This window comes from Singulisphaera photorubra (assembly GCF_045290345.1).
Classification (GTDB): Bacteria; Planctomycetota; Planctomycetia; order Isosphaerales; family Isosphaeraceae; genus Singulisphaera.
Genome location: NZ_CP155447.1, coordinates 10,666,611 through 10,684,811 on the forward strand (window position 1 = coordinate 10,666,611; position 18,201 = coordinate 10,684,811).

Genomic DNA, 18,201 nt, shown 5'->3' on the forward strand with positions numbered 1-18,201 from the left:
GTCTCGGTTCCGACTCTGACACCAATCCCCACCTTGTGACCGCGCCCCCGGCCAATGTCGGGCGGCCTCAACGACCTCGACGAGCCACTCGATCTCGATCGCCCGGGGCGAGCGGACTCGCGATGGTCATGCTCGCCTGCGCCCCTTCGAACAACAGCCCGTCGGGGTTGTCGACCTCGCCCCAGACGGGCAGGACGAGCTCGCCGGGGCCGAGTTCCGGCGCGATGCGGACCAGGGCACCGGTCACCGTCCGGCCGGGCAGTGACGGGAAGGTCACGCTGGCTTCGTCGCCGATCCGGACCCTTGCCGCGTCCCGTTCGAGCACATAGCCTTTAATCCAGAGCCGGGAGGCGTCGTGAACCTCGAACGGCGCATCAGACGGCCGGACCACCTGCCCAGGCACGACCTCGAAGTGCTCGAGCCGTCCCGAGAGTGGGGCACGGATCGGGACCGTCATCGCGAGCACCACTTCCGATTCCGGGGAGGCGAGGTTGGCCTCACCGATTTTTCGGAGATCGTCCGCCGTAAGGCCGATGGCGAGCAACTTGGCCCGCAAGGCCGCCAGGGTGTTGTCGAGGATTTGCAGCTCGGCCTCGGCTCGCCAGAGGTCTACCTTGGGAGACGCGCCGATCGGTGCCAGGGCACGAAGTCGGCTGACCTCCTGGAAACACCATTCCCGACTGACGCGGGCCTGAACCAGGTCGAGCTGGAGGTTCCGGAGTGAGAGGCTGTCGATCTCGGCCAGGATCTGGCCTTCACGCACCTGATCCCCCGAGTGGACGAGGATCTTGGCGATCCGTCCCTCGATCCGAGGGTTGGCGAAGCGCTTGCGGTCTGTGGGGAGCTCGACGGTCGCCTGTGCCACGATCCTGGTCCGGGCTCCGAACGCCGAGGCCGATCCGTTGGGGATCTGCCTGGCACCTCGCACGACGGGCAAAGGACTCACCGGCCTCGGGCCCAGAGCGTCCGCTGTCGGCTCAGAGGCGGTTCCCAGCAAGGAGATCAAGACGTGCTTTCCGGTAACGACGACGTAGTCACCAGGGAAGAGTCCGTCGCTGATCTCGACCCGATTGCCGGCCCGAGTGCCGATCTTCACTCGGCGGCGTTCGTATCGACCTTCTCCCCTCAGTCTCATCACGAACACGTCGTCCTTGCCCTCGATGAGCGCATCCGTTGGACAGACAATCGCCCCTTCAGCCGTCCCTGCGCGGATCTCCATCAGGCCGGACATCGCTGGGCGGAGCGCGTGATCCCTGTTGTCGACGTGAGCTAAGACGGACAGTGTGCGGGCCTTGGATTCGATGGTCTGGTGGCTATGCTCGATCCGACCTTGCGCAACTTTTCCCGGCAGCGAGGCAAATGTCGCGGTGAAGGCCTGGCCGATGCGGAACCGCCCGACGTCCGACTCCAAGAGCTCACCAACGATCTCGACCTCAGAGAGATCGAGAACGTGGAAGAGATGCTCGGTTGGTGTGACAACCTGGCCCACCCGGACATCCGCATGCCGAATCATGCCGGTGATGGGACTTGTGATCGAGACGGTCCGCTGCGGCTGGCCCGTGGTTCGGACGCTTGCGATTGTCTCACGACTGAGCCCCAGGGCGCGTAGCTTTTGGGTCGTGATCGCCAGCCGGGACGTGGCTTCCTCGAAGCTCCTCCGCGCCTTGAGCACGACGACATGGGCGGAGGTATTCGTTCGGCCCAGTTCCTCTTGATGCTCGAGAAGCCGTTTGGCCAACGCGTGCTCGGCGACCGCCCGGAGCATCTCCCGTTGGAACGCCTCCAGCTCCAGACTCTCGACGCGGGCCAGCTCCTGTCCGGACACGACGGCGTCTCCCGGCCGGACGAGCACACGCTCGATCCGCCCCGGCACCAGCGTGGTAATCATTGCCTGCCGACTCCAGGGGAGCTGAACCTTGGCCTGGGCTCGCATCACGCGGTGTACATCGCCAAGCGCTACCTTGGCGACTTCCAGGCCGAGGGCTTCGCGGGCATTGGCGGTGAGCAGGATCTGGTTGCCCTCGACGGTCGCTCCCTTCGTGGGCAAAGCGGCATGCCCCTCGTGGCCATGGGCAGGAATGACCCTGTGCACCGCCGCCACGACCCCAAGTAACAGGGCAACCCGGGCTGGCCGCAGCCGGGCGTGTCGCGTGACATCAATTCGGTTCGGACTCATGGCGGCGACTCCCGATCGGGACCAAGCGAATTTCAACCCTTGGTGGCAGGAACCGTCCCGGCGACTTCGTCCAACTGCTTGATGGATTGATCGATGGCCTTCGAGACGGACGAATAGTCGGGATTCTGTTTGGCGTCGATCTTGGTGTGAACCTTGTTAAAGAGTTCACGAATCTGTTGAGCGGTTGTATTAACCGTCTCCCATTGTTCCTTGGGTACACTGCTGTCTCGCGCGACCTCCGGCAGCCAGTTCAAAACGATGTCCAGCTCGTCGAGCGCCCGATGGGCCTTGGTTGGTCGCCCGGCGGCGATCTCGTCGCGGATCGTATCGCGATAGCCCTTGATCCTCGTCAGCGCGGCTGGGAAGTCTGCCGGACGCTTCACATCAGCCTCCTTGATTGGCAGATCGTCGGGGTCCGCTGAGACGGCGGCATTCACTTCGGAAACGGCCGCGGGATTCGACGGCTGCGCAGGGGGTTGTGGATTCGTCTCGCCGCAGCCGGTCAGAAAAGCCGAGACGGTGAAACTCGCGAAATAGGCGGCCAAGATCCTGGAACGGACCATGGAAGACTCCTTCACCTGAGGGGAATCGATGGATTTCTCTGAACGTGGTCACAACGAACGACGGAGGCTCACGCAGCCGCCTGGTTCAGGCGGGCGGAGGAGTCTTGGGATGAAGCGTGAGGTGGGCGATCAGATGCGGAGAACGCCTGAGCGCGCATGGCGCGCAGCATCAGACAGAAGAGGGGAGGAACCCGGCGGAGCGGCCGGATAGGGGCATGGTGAGGGCGCAAAGTCGAGAAATGAGGCCCAGGTCAGAGGTGAAGGATTCCAATCGACGCACGGCCCATCTTGGAGCGGGCCGCGCCAGCCATCATCGATCAGGCGGACGAAGGCCATTCCTGCGTCATCGGGTTGGTCGGTCTGCCCCGAGGTGCTTTCCGGATCGGGGTATGTCAGCTCGAAACCAAGCCAGGCGAAGTGGACGTGGGACGTCCGCCCTGCGAGCGGGTCCCGTTCCTGTTCGCCGTGATGAGCGGGATGGTGATCGTGGGAATGCCCATCGTCCGGGGAAGTCCGGGCGTGCCTATGAGGATGACGCTCAGTATGATGATGATGGTGCTGACCTGTTCCTTCGTGAGTATGTCGGATACCGGGCGGCGCAAGGCCGCAAGTCAGCATGAGGGCTGACAAGACCAGGCCTGTCGGTGTCCGGCTCAAAAACTTCAAGAGATGTCACTCGGAACGAGATCCGCGAGCAGCGTCAATTACATTGGGCGATTTCTCCAAAATATCGTAACCACACCTCCGCACGTGGTCAACCAAGGCCGTTTGCCCGAGGTCCTGTTCGGATCGTCACGCTTCTTTGTCAGCGCCACCTGTCGCTTGTCGCGGGCGACCGCGGCAAGTCTGTCCTACTACCTGGCGGACGGTGACCACGTTGCTCTCTCCATCCGTGACGATCCATTGTAAATCGTTGATAGCCCCATAACGGGTTAGGCGAAGCTTTACCTCCAGCCTCCGGAAAAGGTTCGACGATGCAACAACCAACGAGACGAGTCCGACTCCGCCTGGGCGTGCTGTTTGCTCTGAGCATCATCGCAACCGGAGCGATGGGCTCGGAGCCAGTCCGAGTTGTCGCTGAGGACGGACCTGACCGCGACGCCAAGCAGCCACAGGTCGCGGTGGACTCCGGTGGTCGAATCTACATCGTTTTCGGCCGGGACGACACGATCCGCCTTGCCGCCTCGAGCGATGGCGGGCGGAACTATGACGTGAACACCGTCGGATCCGTCGGTTCGCTCGCCCTCGGCATGCGCCGGGGGCCACGGGTCGCAGCCACGTCAGAGGCCGTCGTGGTCACAGCGATCGGCGGCCGTGAGGGCAAAGGTCGGGACGGCGACGTCCTCGCCTGGCGTTCGCCGGATGGCGGCAAGACGTGGACCGGGCCGACCCGCGTGAATACGGTCGAAAGCTCCGCTCGGGAGGGCCTCCACGGCATGGCCGCCGGCCCCAACGGGCAGGTTTTCTGCACCTGGCTTGACCTCCGGAATAAGCAGACGGAGATCTACGGCTCCCTCTCGAAGGACGGCGGCGTGAACTGGGAGCCAGAGGCCCTGGTATACCGCTCCCCAGACAGGAGCGTGTGCGAGTGCTGCCATCCCTCCGCGGCGTTCGGCCCCGATGGCACGCTCCACGTCATGTGGCGCAATCAGGTCAGGGGTGCCCGCGACCTCTATCTCACCCGTTCGTCTGACGGCGGCAAGACGTTCCGTCCGGCGGAGAAGCTCGGCCGTGGGAGCTGGCCGCTGAACGCCTGCCCGATGGACGGCGGTGCGGTCGCCGCCGGGCCTGCGGGACGAGTCGAGACGGTCTGGATGAGGGCCGGGTCGATGTTCGCCGCGAGGCCAGGTGAAGCAGAGCGATCCCTTGGCCGCGGTGTCCAAGGTTGGACCGCCTTCGGTACCGAGGGCTCGTACGCCGTGTGGCTGGAGAACCGGCCGGGCAAACTCCTGGCGCTGCTGCCCGACGCCAGTTTGCGGACCCTCGACGAACGAGCTTCCGATCCGGTTGTCGCCGCCGCTCCCGATGGCCGCGGCCCGGTGGTCGCGGCCTGGGAAGCCAAAGAAGTCGGCGGCATCGTCTCCGTGGTGCTCGAACAGCCAAGGAACCAATAGGCTGATTAAACTGTCGGACCCGCAACCGTTTGAGTCGTCCGGCCGACAGTCCTTGGAACTTTATTCCAGGTAGCCAAGATCGGCCAACCGCTGCTCGATGATCGCCTGCTCTTCGGGCGTGTAGTCGAACTGGGCCCGATGAGGCCCGACGACGGCCGGGGTCGCGGGATCCTGGCGGATGGTCGGGAGCTCGGCAATGCAGGGGAGGGGCTTCCCCTCGATATGCCCGGGAATCGGGAGACCCAGCAGCTTCAAGACGGTGGGGGCGATGTCGGGCAGTTCGGCCTGCAGCGTCCGGCCCGGTTCGATCCCTGCTCCGCAGAGCGCGACGATCCCTTCGGGGCGATGCGTGCCGGGCAAGTTCGCGTCGGGTTCGACCCACCCTCGGCCCGGGGCGAGCTTGGTGCGAACCCAGTACGACTCGTCCGGAAGCGCGATCAGGTCGGGGTACCCCTCGCGGGCCGGGTCAAGGCCGTAGGCTTCGGCGGTCGAGATGACCAGCGGGAACAAGGGAGTGCCCGATTCCGGATGCCGAGCTTCGGCCAACGCTTGCGACGCCGCGACGCGAGCCTCGTCGATTTGCCGGGGCGTGGTCAACGGTGCGCCGGCCCGCCGGTCGGTCGAGTTCAAATAAACCATCGCCGCCGTATCCTGGTGCGGCGCAAATGCGAGAGTCCGCTTCCAGTCGAACGGGAACTGGGCTTCCACCGAGAGATCGAACGACGACGAACGAGCCGAGGGATCGTCACGCTTTGCCCCCCAGAGCCGCGCGTGGTCGGCGGCTTGCTTGGCCCGACGGACGAGTTTGCCCGAGACTCCCGGCACACGCGCCACCCCGGCCTCGATCAGGATCCGGTTCACATGGATCCGGCCCAGGCAAGGACCGAAGCCGTGGTCACTGACCACCAGGACCCCCGCGTTGCGGCGGTCGGCCAGTTCGACCAAGGTCCCAATCGCCCGGTCGAGCCCACGCATGACTTCGCCGGCCGCGGCGTTCCAAGGCGGGTTGTCGATCCCCGTCTCATCCACGTTCAAGTAGCGCCAGGCACGATGCTGGAACGGGTCGAGGTTCTGGAACTGGACCATCAAGGCCGACCAGTCGGGCACCATCCGGTCCGCGAGCACTCCCCCCTCAGCGCGTCCCATGAAACTCTCGGCCGTGAGCCGGGCGTTCTCGGTGAGCTCGGCGAGCGACTGTGGGGCACGCTTCCAGAAGTACTTGAGGCTGTAGTTGGGCACCTCGGCGCGAAGCCGTTCGGCGAATTCAGGGGCACCCGAGAGCGCGGCGTCGAGATGAGGCGCGTCCATGCCCGAGACGACCACACCCCGGACGGCCAGCGGCGGATAGGTGACCGGCACATTCAGGCTGACCACCGACCGCCCTGCCTGGGAAAGCAGGTGCCAGAACGTCGGCACCCGTACCCTGGCGGAGTGGTTGACCTTCATCTGACCGGCGGCCACATCGTAGTAGCGATGGTCGAAGACCCCATGGCGGGCCGGACCACAACCGGTCATCATCGTCGTCCAGGCGGCCGACGTCACTGGGGGAACGATCGACCGCAAGGTCCCATGAGCCGTCCGCGCCAGCAGTGCGTCGAGATTCGGCATCAGGCCGCGCTTCCGCATCGGGTCAAGAACGGTCCACGTGGCACCGTCGAGCCCGAGAATCACGAGGCGGTTGAGCGTTGTCGACATCGGCACGACCTCAAGAAGTAGGGACCGAGAGAAGACCGGTTGGATCACCCGCGCGATCCGTCACCAGCAACGGCGAACGCTCGCAGCGCAATCAGCCCGCGTTCGCGAGCTGACCCTCGACGTCCAGGGTAAAGTCGGCCGAATAATAGTCGGAGACCTGGTAGCGCTCGCCCTTGGAGCGATAGACCCGCGACAGCCCGCGGCGGACCTTCTCGGTCAACGGGAGGCTCTCCTCGGTCTTCCGAAGCCAGGCCCGGTAGGCCAAGGCCAACTCGTCGGCTTTGCGTGCGAATCCGACCGGGCTCGGCCCTTTGACGCCCAGCGCCATCACCGAGTGCGGGAATTTGTGGTAGCCCTGGTAGCCGGTCAGACGAGCGGCATACGGGGTCATCATCCGCCGCAGACAGTTCGGGGTCATCCGCCAGTAGTCGTCGGGATATCCGTGGATCCGGAAGTTCAAGGGCGACGTGATCACGAACAGGCCGCCCGGCTTGAGCACCCGGAAGACCTCGTCGAACGCCCTGCGGACCTCGAACACGTGCTCGAACGTCTCGATACAGAGGATCGTTCCCGCCGTTTCATCGCCGAGGGTTATCGCACTGACGTCCTCGACGCGATCGACCCCAGGGCCGGGTCGCATGTCACAACCCACGTATTCCCGGCCGGGAAACATGGAACGCAGGTCGGCGTAGTCGAGCTGTCCCTCCACCTGGTATGAGCCGAACTCATAGACGGGGCCGGGACACTCAAAGTTATCGGCCACAAGGCGACAGAACGCCTTATTATGATCTCGCATCGCGGGCGCTCCTCCATGAGCACACAGGCCGAGGCCGAACGGTCGGCCTGACGGACAACTCCGGTTTGCGCGGATCTTATGCCAAGCCGGAAACGAGGTCAATGCGAACCCCGCAACGACTCGCACCCGGATTTGGGGGACACGAATCACGACTTTGAGCCGGCTCGCCGCCGATTCGACGCAATTCGCGTTGTTTGTCACGCGCCGCGGATCGCGAATTCAATCGCTACGCTTCGGAACTGTCCGCGAGCGATTCGAGGAAGGCAGCCACCTGGGGTTGGCCCCAGCTCTTGGCCAGCGTGAACGCGTTGCGACCGTCATCGTCGACGGCCTTCACGTCCGACCCGGCGTCGATCAGCAACTGGATCGTCCTCAGATCCGCCCTCAGCGCGGCGACCAAAAAAGGCGTCCAGCCATTCTGATCGCGAGCCTGCAGATCGGCCCCGGCCGCAAGGAGTTGGGCGACGATGGCCGCCTGATCCCGCTCTGCCGCAACATGCAACGGAGTGGCCAGGGTTTGGGGCTCCAGAGCGTTCACATTGGCACCCGACTCGAGCAAAAGTTCGACCAACTCCAAGCCCTGGTTCGCCGCGCACGCCAGATGCAGAGCGGACTGACTTCGGCCTTCGTTGGCAAGCGGATTGGCGCCCGCCTCCATGAGGCGGCGGACCACCGTCAGTTGCCCGGCCTGGATGGCGGTCAGCAACGGCGTATGATCGGCGCAACCGCAAGCCTCGAGCGGCGCACCGGCTTCGAGCAGGGCATCGACCGTTTCCAGATGGCCCGATTCCGCGGCATGATGAAGCGGCGTGTCATGGCTTTCATCCGCCGGATCGATCGACGCTCCTTCCGCCAGAAAGCGCTGAACCGATTCGACGTCGCCCGCTTTGGCCGCCGCCAGCAGCCGACGTTCCAGGGAGAGGCCGGCTTGGTTGAGCCGCCACGGTTTTTCCGCGTCCTCGGTCGCCACGGTCCTCCCGCGCAATAACTCCGCGATCTCCTCATTGTTGCACTCGAGCGCTTGCTGATAGGCCGTGCGCCCTTCACGGTCTTCCGCATTCGGGTCCGCTCCGGCATCGAGCAACCGTTGCACAACTTCGAGATTCCCGGACGCGGCGGCCGCCATGAGCGCGGTTCTTCCGTCCTCATTACGCGTCAGGACATCGGCACCGGCCGCCAACAGGAGCCGGACCACCGATTCCACCCCGTTACCCGCGGCCATCAGGAGCGGGATAAACTTTGAGGCACGATTCGGGTCGGCCCCCGCCTTGAGTAGCGGCTCGACCAGATCGACGCCACTCCACGAGCCAGCCACCAATGCCAGAAGCGTCGTCCCCTCGCCATTGACCTCGTTGGGATCGCCGCCCGCCGCGAGCATCGTGAAAAAGGACTCGATCTCGCCGCGTTGAAAGGCTCGAATGAGAGGGGCGGGAGTCGCTGGCTTCGTTTCGGACGTCGTCGGCTCGGCCACCTTGCGAAGCTTTTTCTTCTTGGCAACCGCCTGTTGCTTCTCCACGACGAGATGGGCTTGCCGTCTGACCTGGTCCTGCCGAGACTTCGGGTACAGGGGCAAGAACCAGTCGAGCACGTCCGCACTGGGGCCACGACAGGCATAGTCGAGGGCGTCGCACCCTGCTCGATTGATCCGGTTGAGGTCTGCGCCGGCGGCGACGAGCCGTTGCAGGAGGGCTAGGTCGCCGCTGCCAGCCGCGAACATGATCGCCGTATCCCCGTCTTCCTCTTCCCCGTCGACATCGGCCCCGCGAGCCAGGAGCAAATCCAACAGCGGCCGATTGCCTCGGCGCACAGCTTCGCAAAGGGGAAGGGCCACGCCTCCCCAATTCGGGCTATGCCCCAAGTCGAGCAGGGCTTCGGCCATGTTGAGATCGCCCAGCTCCACCGCGCGTCCCAAGGCCGAGGTTTCTTGCTTCAGTTCAACGTCCGCCCCCGCGGCAATCATCTCGCGTAGAAGCGCGATGTCGCCCGCCTCGACCGCCGACATCACCGCCTGGTTCCGATTTCGGCTGACTTTCTTCGCCATGTGCGATCTCGCCATGGTTGAGAGTGTCCGCTCTCCCGCTTCTCTGAGCGAGGTGGGCGGGGAACTCGCGTTCCCCGCTTGCCTTCCCGACGAACCGCGAACGCTTACTTTCCCGCCCCCGAAAGAGCAACCACGTCGATATGCTCACGCGAAACCCATTGGCCCCCTTCGCGCTCGACCCGATGGTAGAGGGTGTCGCGCTCGACCGGGATGCGTCCTGCCTCGGTAATGAGGCGCTGGATCTCGGCGACGGTCACTTCTTGCGGGGTCTCGGCGCCCGCTTCGTGGTAGATCTTCTCGTGGACCACGGTCCCGTCGATATCGTCGGCCCCGAATGACAAGGCGACCTGAGCGGTCTTGATGCCGAGCATGACCCAGTAGGCCTTGATGTGCGGAAAGTTGTCGAGCATCAGCCGGCTGATCGCCATCGTCTTGAGGTCCATGACCCCCGACGGCTTGGGCAATTCGTCCATCCGCGAATTATCGGGGTGAAAGGCCAGCGGGATGAAGGTCTGAAATCCCTTCGTCTCGTCTTGCAGCTCGCGAAGGCGGATCATGTGGTCGATCCGGTGCTTGGCCTTGTCGATGTGGCCGTAGAGCATGGTCGCGTTGGAATGGAGGCCCAGCCGGTGCGCGGTCCGATGCACGTCGAGCCAGGTCTCGGTCGACGCCTTGGCCCCGCAGATCTCAGCGCGGACCTCGGGGTGGAAGATCTCGGCTCCTCCCCCAGGAAGGCTCCCCAGACCCGCCTCGATCAGACGCTGGAGGATCACCTCGACCGACAGCCGGGAGATCTTGGCGAAGAACTCGATCTCGACCGCGGTGTACGCCTTGATGTGGATCTCGGGGGCCGCCTCGCGGATCCAGCGAACCACGTCGACGTAATACTCAAACGGCAACTTATGGTGCAAGCCGCCGACGATGTGCAGCTCGGTCGCCCCGCGTTCATGCGCCTGGCGGGCCCGCTCCACGATCTGCTCCTGGGTCATCACGTACGCACGCGGGTCGTTGAGATCGGCCCGGAAGGCGCAGAAGTCGCACGTGTAGACGCAGACGTTCGTCGGATTGATGTGGGTGTTGACGTTGAAGTAGCCGAAGTTGCCGTTGTACCGCTCGCGCACCAGGTTGGCCATCGAACCGAGCGCGAACAGGTCGTTCGACTCCTCCAAGGCGATGCCATCATCGAAGCTCAAACGCTGCCCGGCCTCGACTTTTTCGCGGATCGTCTCCATCCGGGATGCTTCAGACGGCATGACCTGACCTACCTCTCTTTGATCGCACCAATCCCTGGGCCGACTTCCACGACACTGCGGCGCGTCCCTCTTTCTGCTCTTTTTGTCATTTTAGTCCGAATTGAAAGAATCATCAACGGGAGTGGACATAAGGGATCCGCCCTGCGGCCTCGCGGGGCGTTGGGCGAGGGTCTTTCGCCAGTTGACCAGGCCGATCGCGAGGCAGGCCGTCATCAAGATCAGCACGGCCCCGGTCACCAGGCCGAAGGTCCACCACTCGACGGGCCGATCAGGGGGCCAACCAGGGCTGGCCCCTCCTTTGATCGTCTGGGTGATCGCGACCGGCCCGCTGACGGTGAGGACCGTCAGCAGGCCGAGGAGGACGAACGGGGTTTTCGGAATCGGAGGGGGTGTCTGGCTCATTGACCTTTCGCCGCGGCACGTGCAATTCGACGCTCGACGCAGGTGGCGGCCAGTCCCTTTCGGGTCGCCTCCAATTCGGCAAGGATCGCCTCGCCTGCGGTCGCGGCCGAAACCTGGTGGGCGGCGGCGTCGGTGCGCCACTTCACCTCGATCGTTCCCTCCTTGAGTCCGCGCTCGCTGATCACGATGCGGAGCGGAATCCCGATCAGGTCGGCATCCTTGAACTTCACCCCCGGGCGCTGTTCGCGATCGTCCATCAGGACGTCGATTCCCGCCGCGGTGAACTGCTTTTCGAGCGTTTCCGCCGCTTCGAGCACCGCCGCATTCTGGGGCTGAAGCGGAACGATCAAGGCCTCGTAAGGGGCGAGCGGCAGGGGCCAGACGATGCCGTTGGCATCGTGTCCCGCCTCGACGGCCGCGGCGACGATCCGGTTTACACCGATCCCGTAGCATCCCATGATCAAGGGGATCTCGGCCCCCTTGTCGTCGAGGAAGGTCGCCCCCATCGCCTTGGAGTACTTGGTGCCGAGCTTGAAGACGTGGCCGACCTCGATGCCTTGCTTGACGATCATCGTCTCGCCACAGCGAGGGCAGGGGTCCCCTTCGGCGGCGTTGCGGAGGTCGACAACGCGTTCGAGCGGGAAATCACGGCCGGGGACCACCCCCTTGAGGTGGATGTCGACCGCGTTGCCGCCGACCACGGCCGTGGGCATCTCGGCCACCGAGCGGTCAATCGCCATCGGGATCTTGATCGCGATCGGGCCGAGGAAGCCCATCGGAGCGCCTGTGACTTTTTCCACGGTCGCCGCGTCGGCGGCGACGAGGGTGGTCGCCTCGAACGTGCGGCGGACCTTGGCTTCATTGGCCTCATGATCGCCTCGGATCAAGACGGCCACGGGCTTGTCGTCGGCGAGGAAGACGAGCAACTTGGCGGTGGTCGACTCGTCGACCTTGAGGAAGTCGCAGACTTCCTGGATCGTGCGCCTGCCGGGGGTCGCCACTTCCTCGAACGGAGCCACGACGTCGGCGAACTTCGGAGCGGCCGGGCGTTCGCCGATCTCGGCACGCTCGCGGTTGGCCGCGTAGTTGCATGCCGGGCACTGGACGACGACGTCCTCGCCGGTCGACGACGGGACCATGAATTCGTGCGAGCTATCTCCGCCGATCGGCCCGCTCTCGGCCTCGACGATGACGTACGGGATCCCGCAACGATCGAAGATCCGGCAATAGGCCTCGTACATCGCGTCGTAGCTGGTGTTCAGTTGCTCGACGTCGGCGTCGAAGCTGTACGCGTCCTTCATCAGGAACTCGCGGGTCCGGAGGATGCCGAACCGGGGACGAGGCTCGTCGCGGAACTTGGTCTGGATCTGGTAGAGGGTGATCGGGAGCTGCCGGTACGACTTGACGAGGTCGCGGACCAGGTCGGTGATCACTTCTTCGTGGGTCGGCCCGAGTGCGATCGTCTGATTGTTGCTGATGGTCAGCTGCATCAAGAGTTCGCCGAAGGTCTCGTACCGGCCCGATTGCTTCCAGAGCTCGACCGGCTGAAGCGCGGGCATCAAAAGCTCGGAGGCGCCAGCCGCGTCCATCTCCTCGCGGATGATCTGAATCACCTTATTGAGGACGCGAAAGCCGAGGGGGAGATAAGTATAGGCACCCGCACCAAGCTGCCGGACCATCCCCGCGCGGAGGAGGAAGACGTGGCTCGGCGCCACGGCATCGGCCGGGGTTTCTTTCTGCGTCGGGATCAAGGCTTTCGACCAGCGCACGGGATCGCTCCTCGCTCGGTTGCGGACGTTAGGGAGTCCGAGACACACACCTGAATCCCGTTGCGTCGGGCCAAGGCGGGGGTCATGGAACGGATAATCTACCAGATCGCCCCCCCATCGCGGAGCGCGGTCTTCCCGGCCGATCCGGTTCGACCTGCAAACCCCGACGAAACCCGACGTTCCGATCGCTCGTTATCTTGTTCACGGCACGACCCAAAACCTCGGATGACGGCGAATTGGCCCCAATTTCAGCCGCTCGGACGGACGACAATCTAGACCAGTGTCCGAGGGTTCGGGAACGAAAGCGAACGGGCCGTTACGGATTGCATCGTCTCGCCGAAAATCAACAATGTTGATGGCTGGGGGAAACAAGGTCCACTGTTCTGAGCTCACGGAAGGCTCGGGAGGCCGTGGACCCTCAGCCGCAGGGAGGTGTTCGGTGTTACCATGGGTATCCCGGCGCGATCGCCGGAAGGGTCGCGCCCGACGCCGACCAGAACTTGCCAGCCTGGAACGCCTCGAAGGGCGTGAATTGATGGCGTATACGCCGTTGGGCTATTCGCTCCCCGACCTCACAGTCCAGGGATTTACGGCCCCGACCGCGGCCTGGGATAGCCCCCTGACCGTGACGATCGACGTCAAAAACACCGGTTCGAGCACCCTGATCGAGCCCCTGGCGCTCCAGCCCGGAGCGACGAGCACGGCTGACGCCGGACCGACCCAGGTGGCTGTCTTCGCAGCGCCACAAAACAATCGTCCGAACCGCAGGGCGGTGCAGATCGGGGTCTTTGATATCCCGAGCATCACCCAAAACAATGTCCAACAGTTCACCGGAACATTCCAGTTGCCCAGCCGGCCCCCTGGGTTTGCCAATGAAGGGGGCGCAATCAACGTCTTCTTCCAGATCAACCCGGGACGGAACATCCTCGAGTCCGACTACACGAACAACATCAGCCGGCGGTCGCCCGTCCTGATCGCGGCGCCACTGCCGAAACTCGCGGCGGTGGGCTTCGCTCTGCCGCCGACGTTGCAGCCGGGCGACACGATTCAGCCGAACATTCAGGTGGCTAACTTCGGAAGTGTCGACAGCTCCACCCAGGGGCCGGTGACCGTGGCCCTGGTGGCTTCGGTGGATCGCACATTCGGGCCGGGCAGCTCGGTGATCGCGCTCTACACCCTGGACAACATCTCTGGGATCGACACGGTTCCGTCGCGAAACCAGGCGTTCGGCCAGTCGACCATCAACACGCCGAACAACGTGGCGACGATCATCGGCAACGCGGTCACCCTTCCCGACCGCCCGCGCAACTACTACATCGGCGTGGTAGTCGACCCGTCGAACTCGATCAAGCAGCTCGGCAAGATTGGCCGCCACAAGGTGCGGACCAGTGGGCTCAGCCTGATCCACAAGGTGGGTCCGCCGATCGGCGGGTTGCCTCCGGCGGGTGTCGTCGTGGCCGGCGATGGGACCGACAATCAGCCCTTCCCCTTCCCGCTGACGCCGGGTACCCGGGTGGGGAATCCGATCTTCGTCAACCCTCCCAACCTCTTCTGAGCCCGAGGGGAGACCAGGGCCGGCCGAAGGGTTCCTTCTGGCCAGACCGAGTAACATCCTCGACACCTTCGTCGACTCACGCGGCCCGTCCGACATCATTCGGACGGGCCGTCGGCGTTTCTGGAGAGTGGGATTCATCACTCGAGTGGGGCATCTCTCCAATTCGTCTGAAGCAAAGCAGCCTGGTGTGGTGATCTTGTAGACATCAGGCCGGGCCAACCGGGCGGTTAGGGTGATCCACACTCACCTTCAAGAACAGGGGCTCTCCCCCTGTTAATCTGGCCACAAACCACATTTGAAATGCCCGGATAACATGGCATTTGGCTGTGTCATGGGCTGGCCTCATGTTAAATGTGCTCCAGGGGCACATTAAGGTTGGGCCAACCATGGGCCTTACACCCACGGTTGGGGCAGTCGTGGTGATGATCGCCACACCGAACGCATAAGAGTTCTAAATGACGTTATTCCCGACATTTTGAACTTGCTCACCCTGGGAAATACCTGCACATTCCGGGACTCTATGCATCCGGATCGCTCGCGATTTATCCCGACGGATCCGAATCGTGGATCAGCGGTCGACCAGGGGTAGGTAAGCACTCCCCAGGTCGTGGCTCGCTCTGGTGGGTGGTCAGGGTGCTGAGGGCCTCGCGCGGTGTGTGGGCGAGTAGTAGAGGTGCCTATCTTCGGTCAGCTCGCCGATCGCGGCAGCCTCCTCCAGCCACGACTGGATTTGGGCGAAGCTCCTGCAGTCGACCGCGATCCTGTTGACTCGGACGAAGTTCCACAACCGCCAGGTATCGACCCCGTCCGGATCTCCCGAGTCACCCCAGTCGAAGTTCATCGTCACCCCGTAGAGGACCAACTCGATCCCGAAGCCGTGGGCGTAGACCCCGATGCCGCCGATACGGCTGACCTTGTATCGCCCGCACTCCCCGCAGATGGTGACCCACTCGCGATTCGTCGCGGGCAGCCGGACCCCGAACGCGGGCCCGAGCACCTCCGATACGACCGCGACCCCGCGATCCTGGGCCGAGCGGAACCGCCCAATTTATGTCCGCGAGGATTGGGATTCATGGCTGCGCACCTCCGTCGCCCGTGAGGCGTTTGAGTCGACAACAATGTCACATGCACTTGTATTACATCGTGGCAAGTCGCTCCCGTAAGCGGTGAATCGTGATGGCACGGTCTTGGTTCGCCGATTTTGCCTCCATCTCGACGATCTGTTGCTCCAACCGATGGCGATGCTGGACGCGCATCCGCTCCAATCGCTCTTGGTCCGCGTGAAGTCGCTCGCGAATGCCCTCGCGGAGATCTCGCCACGCCCGTTTGTCACCCTTTGCAGGGATGCGGATCTTGGTTCCGATACAATGGCAGGCGAACCCGCATTTCGGGCAGGGGACGGCGTTGCGGTAGTACGACGGGCGACGTACGGTCTCTCGGCAATCGAAGCAGACCCAGGTCTCGTTTTTCCAGGATTCCACAGGGCGGCTCCCAACGAGTGGACGGGGCCGGCCCGAGCATGACGATGGCGGTTACCACACTTCCTGACACCCTGACCGGGTCTGGCCCTCAATGACCTCCTCGCATCCGACACCCGCCCGATGCCAGTGGTTCGATTAACTCGCCTCCCACACTTTTCAGGGGTAGTTTGGCGACGCGGTTCAAAGCGGAACAAAAAAAAGGGGGGGGGTCAGGAGCGAATGGCACGAGGTCAAGAGCGGGCGTGCACTGGTTTTCGTCGCAAAAACAGTGTACAGGAGTCTGAAAAGGTACTGTGCGGAATCCTTATCCTCGTACCATTCGCTCCTGACCCCTTTAAATCTCCGGTCACGGACCTCGAGGCGCGGATCCTGGCGTTCAACGAGTACTTCAACTTGACCATGGCCAAGCCGATCCGCTGGCTCTCCTCGGTGAAGCCGAAGTTGGTTAACGGTACTGGTTGGTGTTCTTTAGCCGCCTTGTACTAGCTATCAAGCGGGCCGGCTGGCCGATCGGGGGTGCCCGGTCGTCGGCGGCTTCAGGCAAATGATTCGCTTAAAGAAATACTGGTGTTTACCAACGCATCCTACCGGGGCATTCCCGGTTTCGTCCTGGCATGGGCGCTGTGTCGAGCAGGGAGTCATGGCGTGCCTCCCGGTGGAGAGCCGCTGAAAGGAACAGCGGGCATGGTGAACTTGTAGATCGCGAAGTTCGAGATCGTGTGCGGCCTGTGGGTGGTTGGATGCTGCTGCCCTCGCGTGAACTTCTGCACGCGGTTGTCGATCCAGAAATCAAGCTCCGTGATCGTCAGCTTGCCGTCTTTATCAAGGTCGCTGGCGGAATCCTGAAGGGTGTCGAGGATCGCCTTGGAGAACGCACCATTCTTGAGGTTAGGATACTCGAGGCTCTCCTCGCGCGGGGTGGACGACGCAAACAGCATCGCTCCCACTTCGTCCGAGACCAGAACGCGGAGCGGGTCGCCCACAAGCTTGGCGCCCAGGCCGCCTGTGCGAAAGGTGTCAGTGAAGACGAGGACCTGACCTGGCAAAATGGCAACTTTACGGGCAAATTCAGCAACTCGGATGCCGGTGGCCTGGAGGCGGTCCGGGTCGATCTCTTGCGTCCCTAAGAAATATTCACCCGAGCTATCACGCATGCCGTGCGACGACACGAACACAATAGACACGTCCTGATCTGACGCGCTACGTGCTAACCAGTCCATCCCTGCTAGGATATTCGACTTTGTGGCGTTCGCGTCGGTAAGGACGCGTGTCTCGACGTTCGAGTAGAAAACGCCCTCTTGGCTCTGCCACACGCTGGCGAAATCCGTGGCGTCCTTGTGGGCAAAACGGAGGTTCAGATCCTTCAGGACATAGCTCGAGATGCCGACGGCCAGGACGTAAAGATTCCTGCGAGGACCGAGGTGCCTTTCTGGAGTTTGTCCGGTCTTCAGCCTCACCAGCGGCACAAGGTCCCGGCTCGTGCCCCGCATCTCGGGCCGTTGCCGCTCCCCATACTTGTCCCGCACGTAGTCGCGAACGTTCCGCTTGACGTACTTCTCCAGATCGGGGATCAGGACCTCCGTCTCGCCCGACCCGGCCGCGTTGCCTCGCAACGCCTCGATGACGAAGTGGAAGAACACCCCATGTTTGAGGTCCGAATGCTCGAAGGCACGCTCGCCCTCCGAGCAGCTGAAAAAGGCCACCACCCCGCCCGGCGGTAGGACCCGCTGGGGCCGCGTGACGCTCTCCAGGTTGACCACCGACCGTGAACGCGAGTTGTCTGACTGCGGGTCATTGCGGCAGGCGTCGACCAGGAGCAATTTCAGCCCCGCCTTGCAGGCCTCCAGTTCCTTGTAGACCTCACCGAGCGGGATGAGCGTGCGACGGTCATCGAGCCTGGCGTCAGAGGGGCAGAAGTAGTTCTCCGCCTCGCCCCGGAACTGGACGCCGTGGCCGGCCAGGGCGACCATCACGCTGTCCTCTTCCTCCATGCCCTCAAGGAGCAGCGTCAGTTCCTTGCGGATCTTGGCCGCCTCGGGCGCGAAGCGGGGATCCTCGGCGCCGGTCGTCTGCGTCATGAGGATGACATTGCCGGGCTTGTAGCCTTGAGCCTTGAGGGTCGCGGCCAGGTCGACAACATCGGGTTCGGAGTAAAGGAGGGATCGCAGCTGGTTGGGATCGTATCGTCGCACGCCGACGAGGAGGGCGTATTTCTCGCCCCGACCTGGATCTCGCTGGGCCAAGGCCGGGAGCATGAGCAGGAGGACCATCAAACTGGCACCAGCGACCCCGATAGTCCAGTGGATACGCATGCCCTTCTCCGCATCATCGTGTCGGTGTTTAATCGAAAAGGCGC

At 63.6% G+C, this 18,201-nt stretch carries 14 protein-coding genes; 3 read left to right on the forward strand and 11 right to left on the reverse strand.

What is annotated here, in order from left to right; translation table 11 throughout:
- Positions 1–67: 67 nt before the first annotated feature.
- Complete coding sequence (locus V5E97_RS39845; protein WP_406697105.1) at positions 68–2,176, reverse strand: efflux RND transporter periplasmic adaptor subunit; 2,109 nt, start codon at positions 2,174–2,176, stop codon at positions 68–70.
- A gap of 32 nt (positions 2,177–2,208) precedes the next feature.
- Positions 2,209–2,721 (reverse strand): hypothetical protein, encoded by a 513-nt coding sequence (locus V5E97_RS39850; RefSeq protein ID WP_406697106.1) that lies wholly within the window; start codon positions 2,719–2,721, stop codon positions 2,209–2,211.
- Positions 2,722–3,027: 306 nt separating this feature from the next.
- On the opposite strand from V5E97_RS39850, the gene V5E97_RS39855 reads away from it, so the two are divergent.
- Positions 3,028–3,366 carry a hypothetical protein gene (locus V5E97_RS39855; protein WP_406697107.1) on the forward strand — a complete coding sequence of 113 codons (339 nt, stop codon included), beginning with the start codon at positions 3,028–3,030 and terminating at the stop codon, positions 3,364–3,366.
- A gap of 347 nt (positions 3,367–3,713) precedes the next feature.
- Positions 3,714–4,853, forward strand: a complete 1,140-nt coding sequence (locus V5E97_RS39860) for a sialidase family protein (RefSeq protein ID WP_406697108.1) — start codon at positions 3,714–3,716, stop codon at positions 4,851–4,853.
- Positions 4,854–4,913: 60 nt separating this feature from the next.
- Here V5E97_RS39860 and V5E97_RS39865 read toward each other — a convergent pair whose 3' ends face one another.
- The 6 genes from V5E97_RS39865 to V5E97_RS39890 form a co-directional block, all read right to left on the reverse strand.
- On the reverse strand, positions 4,914–6,548 hold the full coding sequence (locus tag V5E97_RS39865; protein WP_406697110.1) for an alkaline phosphatase family protein: 1,635 nt from the start codon (positions 6,546–6,548) through the stop codon (positions 4,914–4,916).
- 91 nt (positions 6,549–6,639) lie between these two features.
- Positions 6,640–7,344, reverse strand: a complete 705-nt coding sequence (locus V5E97_RS39870; protein WP_406697111.1) for a methyltransferase domain-containing protein — start codon at positions 7,342–7,344, stop codon at positions 6,640–6,642.
- Positions 7,345–7,570: 226 nt separating this feature from the next.
- Positions 7,571–9,385: an ankyrin repeat domain-containing protein gene (locus V5E97_RS39875; protein ID WP_406697112.1), complete on the reverse strand. Its 1,815-nt coding sequence runs from the start codon at positions 9,383–9,385 to the stop codon at positions 7,571–7,573.
- Between the two features lie 104 nt (positions 9,386–9,489).
- Positions 9,490–10,638, reverse strand: a complete 1,149-nt coding sequence (gene mqnE, locus V5E97_RS39880; RefSeq protein ID WP_406697113.1) for an aminofutalosine synthase MqnE — start codon at positions 10,636–10,638, stop codon at positions 9,490–9,492.
- Between the two features lie 90 nt (positions 10,639–10,728).
- Positions 10,729–11,040 (reverse strand): hypothetical protein, encoded by a 312-nt coding sequence (locus V5E97_RS39885; RefSeq protein ID WP_406697114.1) that lies wholly within the window; start codon positions 11,038–11,040, stop codon positions 10,729–10,731.
- Positions 11,037–12,809, reverse strand: coding sequence for a proline--tRNA ligase (locus V5E97_RS39890; protein ID WP_406697115.1), 1,773 nt, complete (start codon positions 12,807–12,809; stop codon positions 11,037–11,039). The genes V5E97_RS39885 and V5E97_RS39890 overlap by 4 nt, the downstream gene beginning before the upstream one ends.
- Before the next feature lie 439 nt (positions 12,810–13,248).
- On the opposite strand from V5E97_RS39890, the gene V5E97_RS39895 reads away from it, so the two are divergent.
- Positions 13,249–14,364, forward strand: a complete 1,116-nt coding sequence (locus V5E97_RS39895) for a hypothetical protein (protein WP_406697116.1) — start codon at positions 13,249–13,251, stop codon at positions 14,362–14,364.
- A gap of 628 nt (positions 14,365–14,992) precedes the next feature.
- On the opposite strand, the gene V5E97_RS39900 is transcribed toward V5E97_RS39895, so the two are convergent.
- The 3 genes from V5E97_RS39900 to V5E97_RS39910 form a co-directional block, all read right to left on the reverse strand.
- Entirely contained in the window at positions 14,993–15,361 is a 369-nt protein-coding gene (locus V5E97_RS39900) for a DUF6896 domain-containing protein (protein WP_406697117.1), read from the reverse strand.
- A gap of 139 nt (positions 15,362–15,500) precedes the next feature.
- Positions 15,501–15,845, reverse strand: a complete 345-nt coding sequence (locus V5E97_RS39905) for a hypothetical protein (RefSeq protein ID WP_406697119.1) — start codon at positions 15,843–15,845, stop codon at positions 15,501–15,503.
- A gap of 638 nt (positions 15,846–16,483) precedes the next feature.
- The gene (locus tag V5E97_RS39910; protein WP_406697120.1) at positions 16,484–18,157 is read right to left on the reverse strand and encodes a caspase family protein; all 1,674 of its coding nucleotides are present in this window, start codon (positions 18,155–18,157) and stop codon (positions 16,484–16,486) included.
- Positions 18,158–18,201: the final 44 nt, after the last annotated feature.

What these genes read in the sequence shown, in the direction of transcription:
- V5E97_RS39875 (WP_406697112.1), bottom strand. Translation starts at nt 9,385, where the DNA reads ATGGCGAAGAAAGTCAGCCGAAATCGGAACCAGGCGGTGATGTCGGCG.
- V5E97_RS39865 (WP_406697110.1), bottom strand. Translation starts at nt 6,548, where the DNA reads ATGTCGACAACGCTCAACCGCCTCGTGATTCTCGGGCTCGACGGTGCC.
- V5E97_RS39870 (WP_406697111.1), bottom strand. Translation starts at nt 7,344, where the DNA reads ATGCGAGATCATAATAAGGCGTTCTGTCGCCTTGTGGCCGATAACTTT.
- V5E97_RS39885 (WP_406697114.1), bottom strand. Translation starts at nt 11,040, where the DNA reads ATGAGCCAGACACCCCCTCCGATTCCGAAAACCCCGTTCGTCCTCCTC.
- V5E97_RS39860 (WP_406697108.1), top strand. Translation starts at nt 3,714, where the DNA reads ATGCAACAACCAACGAGACGAGTCCGACTCCGCCTGGGCGTGCTGTTT.
- V5E97_RS39910 (WP_406697120.1), bottom strand. Translation starts at nt 18,157, where the DNA reads ATGCGTATCCACTGGACTATCGGGGTCGCTGGTGCCAGTTTGATGGTC.
- mqnE (WP_406697113.1), bottom strand. Translation starts at nt 10,638, where the DNA reads ATGCCGTCTGAAGCATCCCGGATGGAGACGATCCGCGAAAAAGTCGAG.
- V5E97_RS39845 (WP_406697105.1), bottom strand. Translation starts at nt 2,176, where the DNA reads ATGAGTCCGAACCGAATTGATGTCACGCGACACGCCCGGCTGCGGCCA.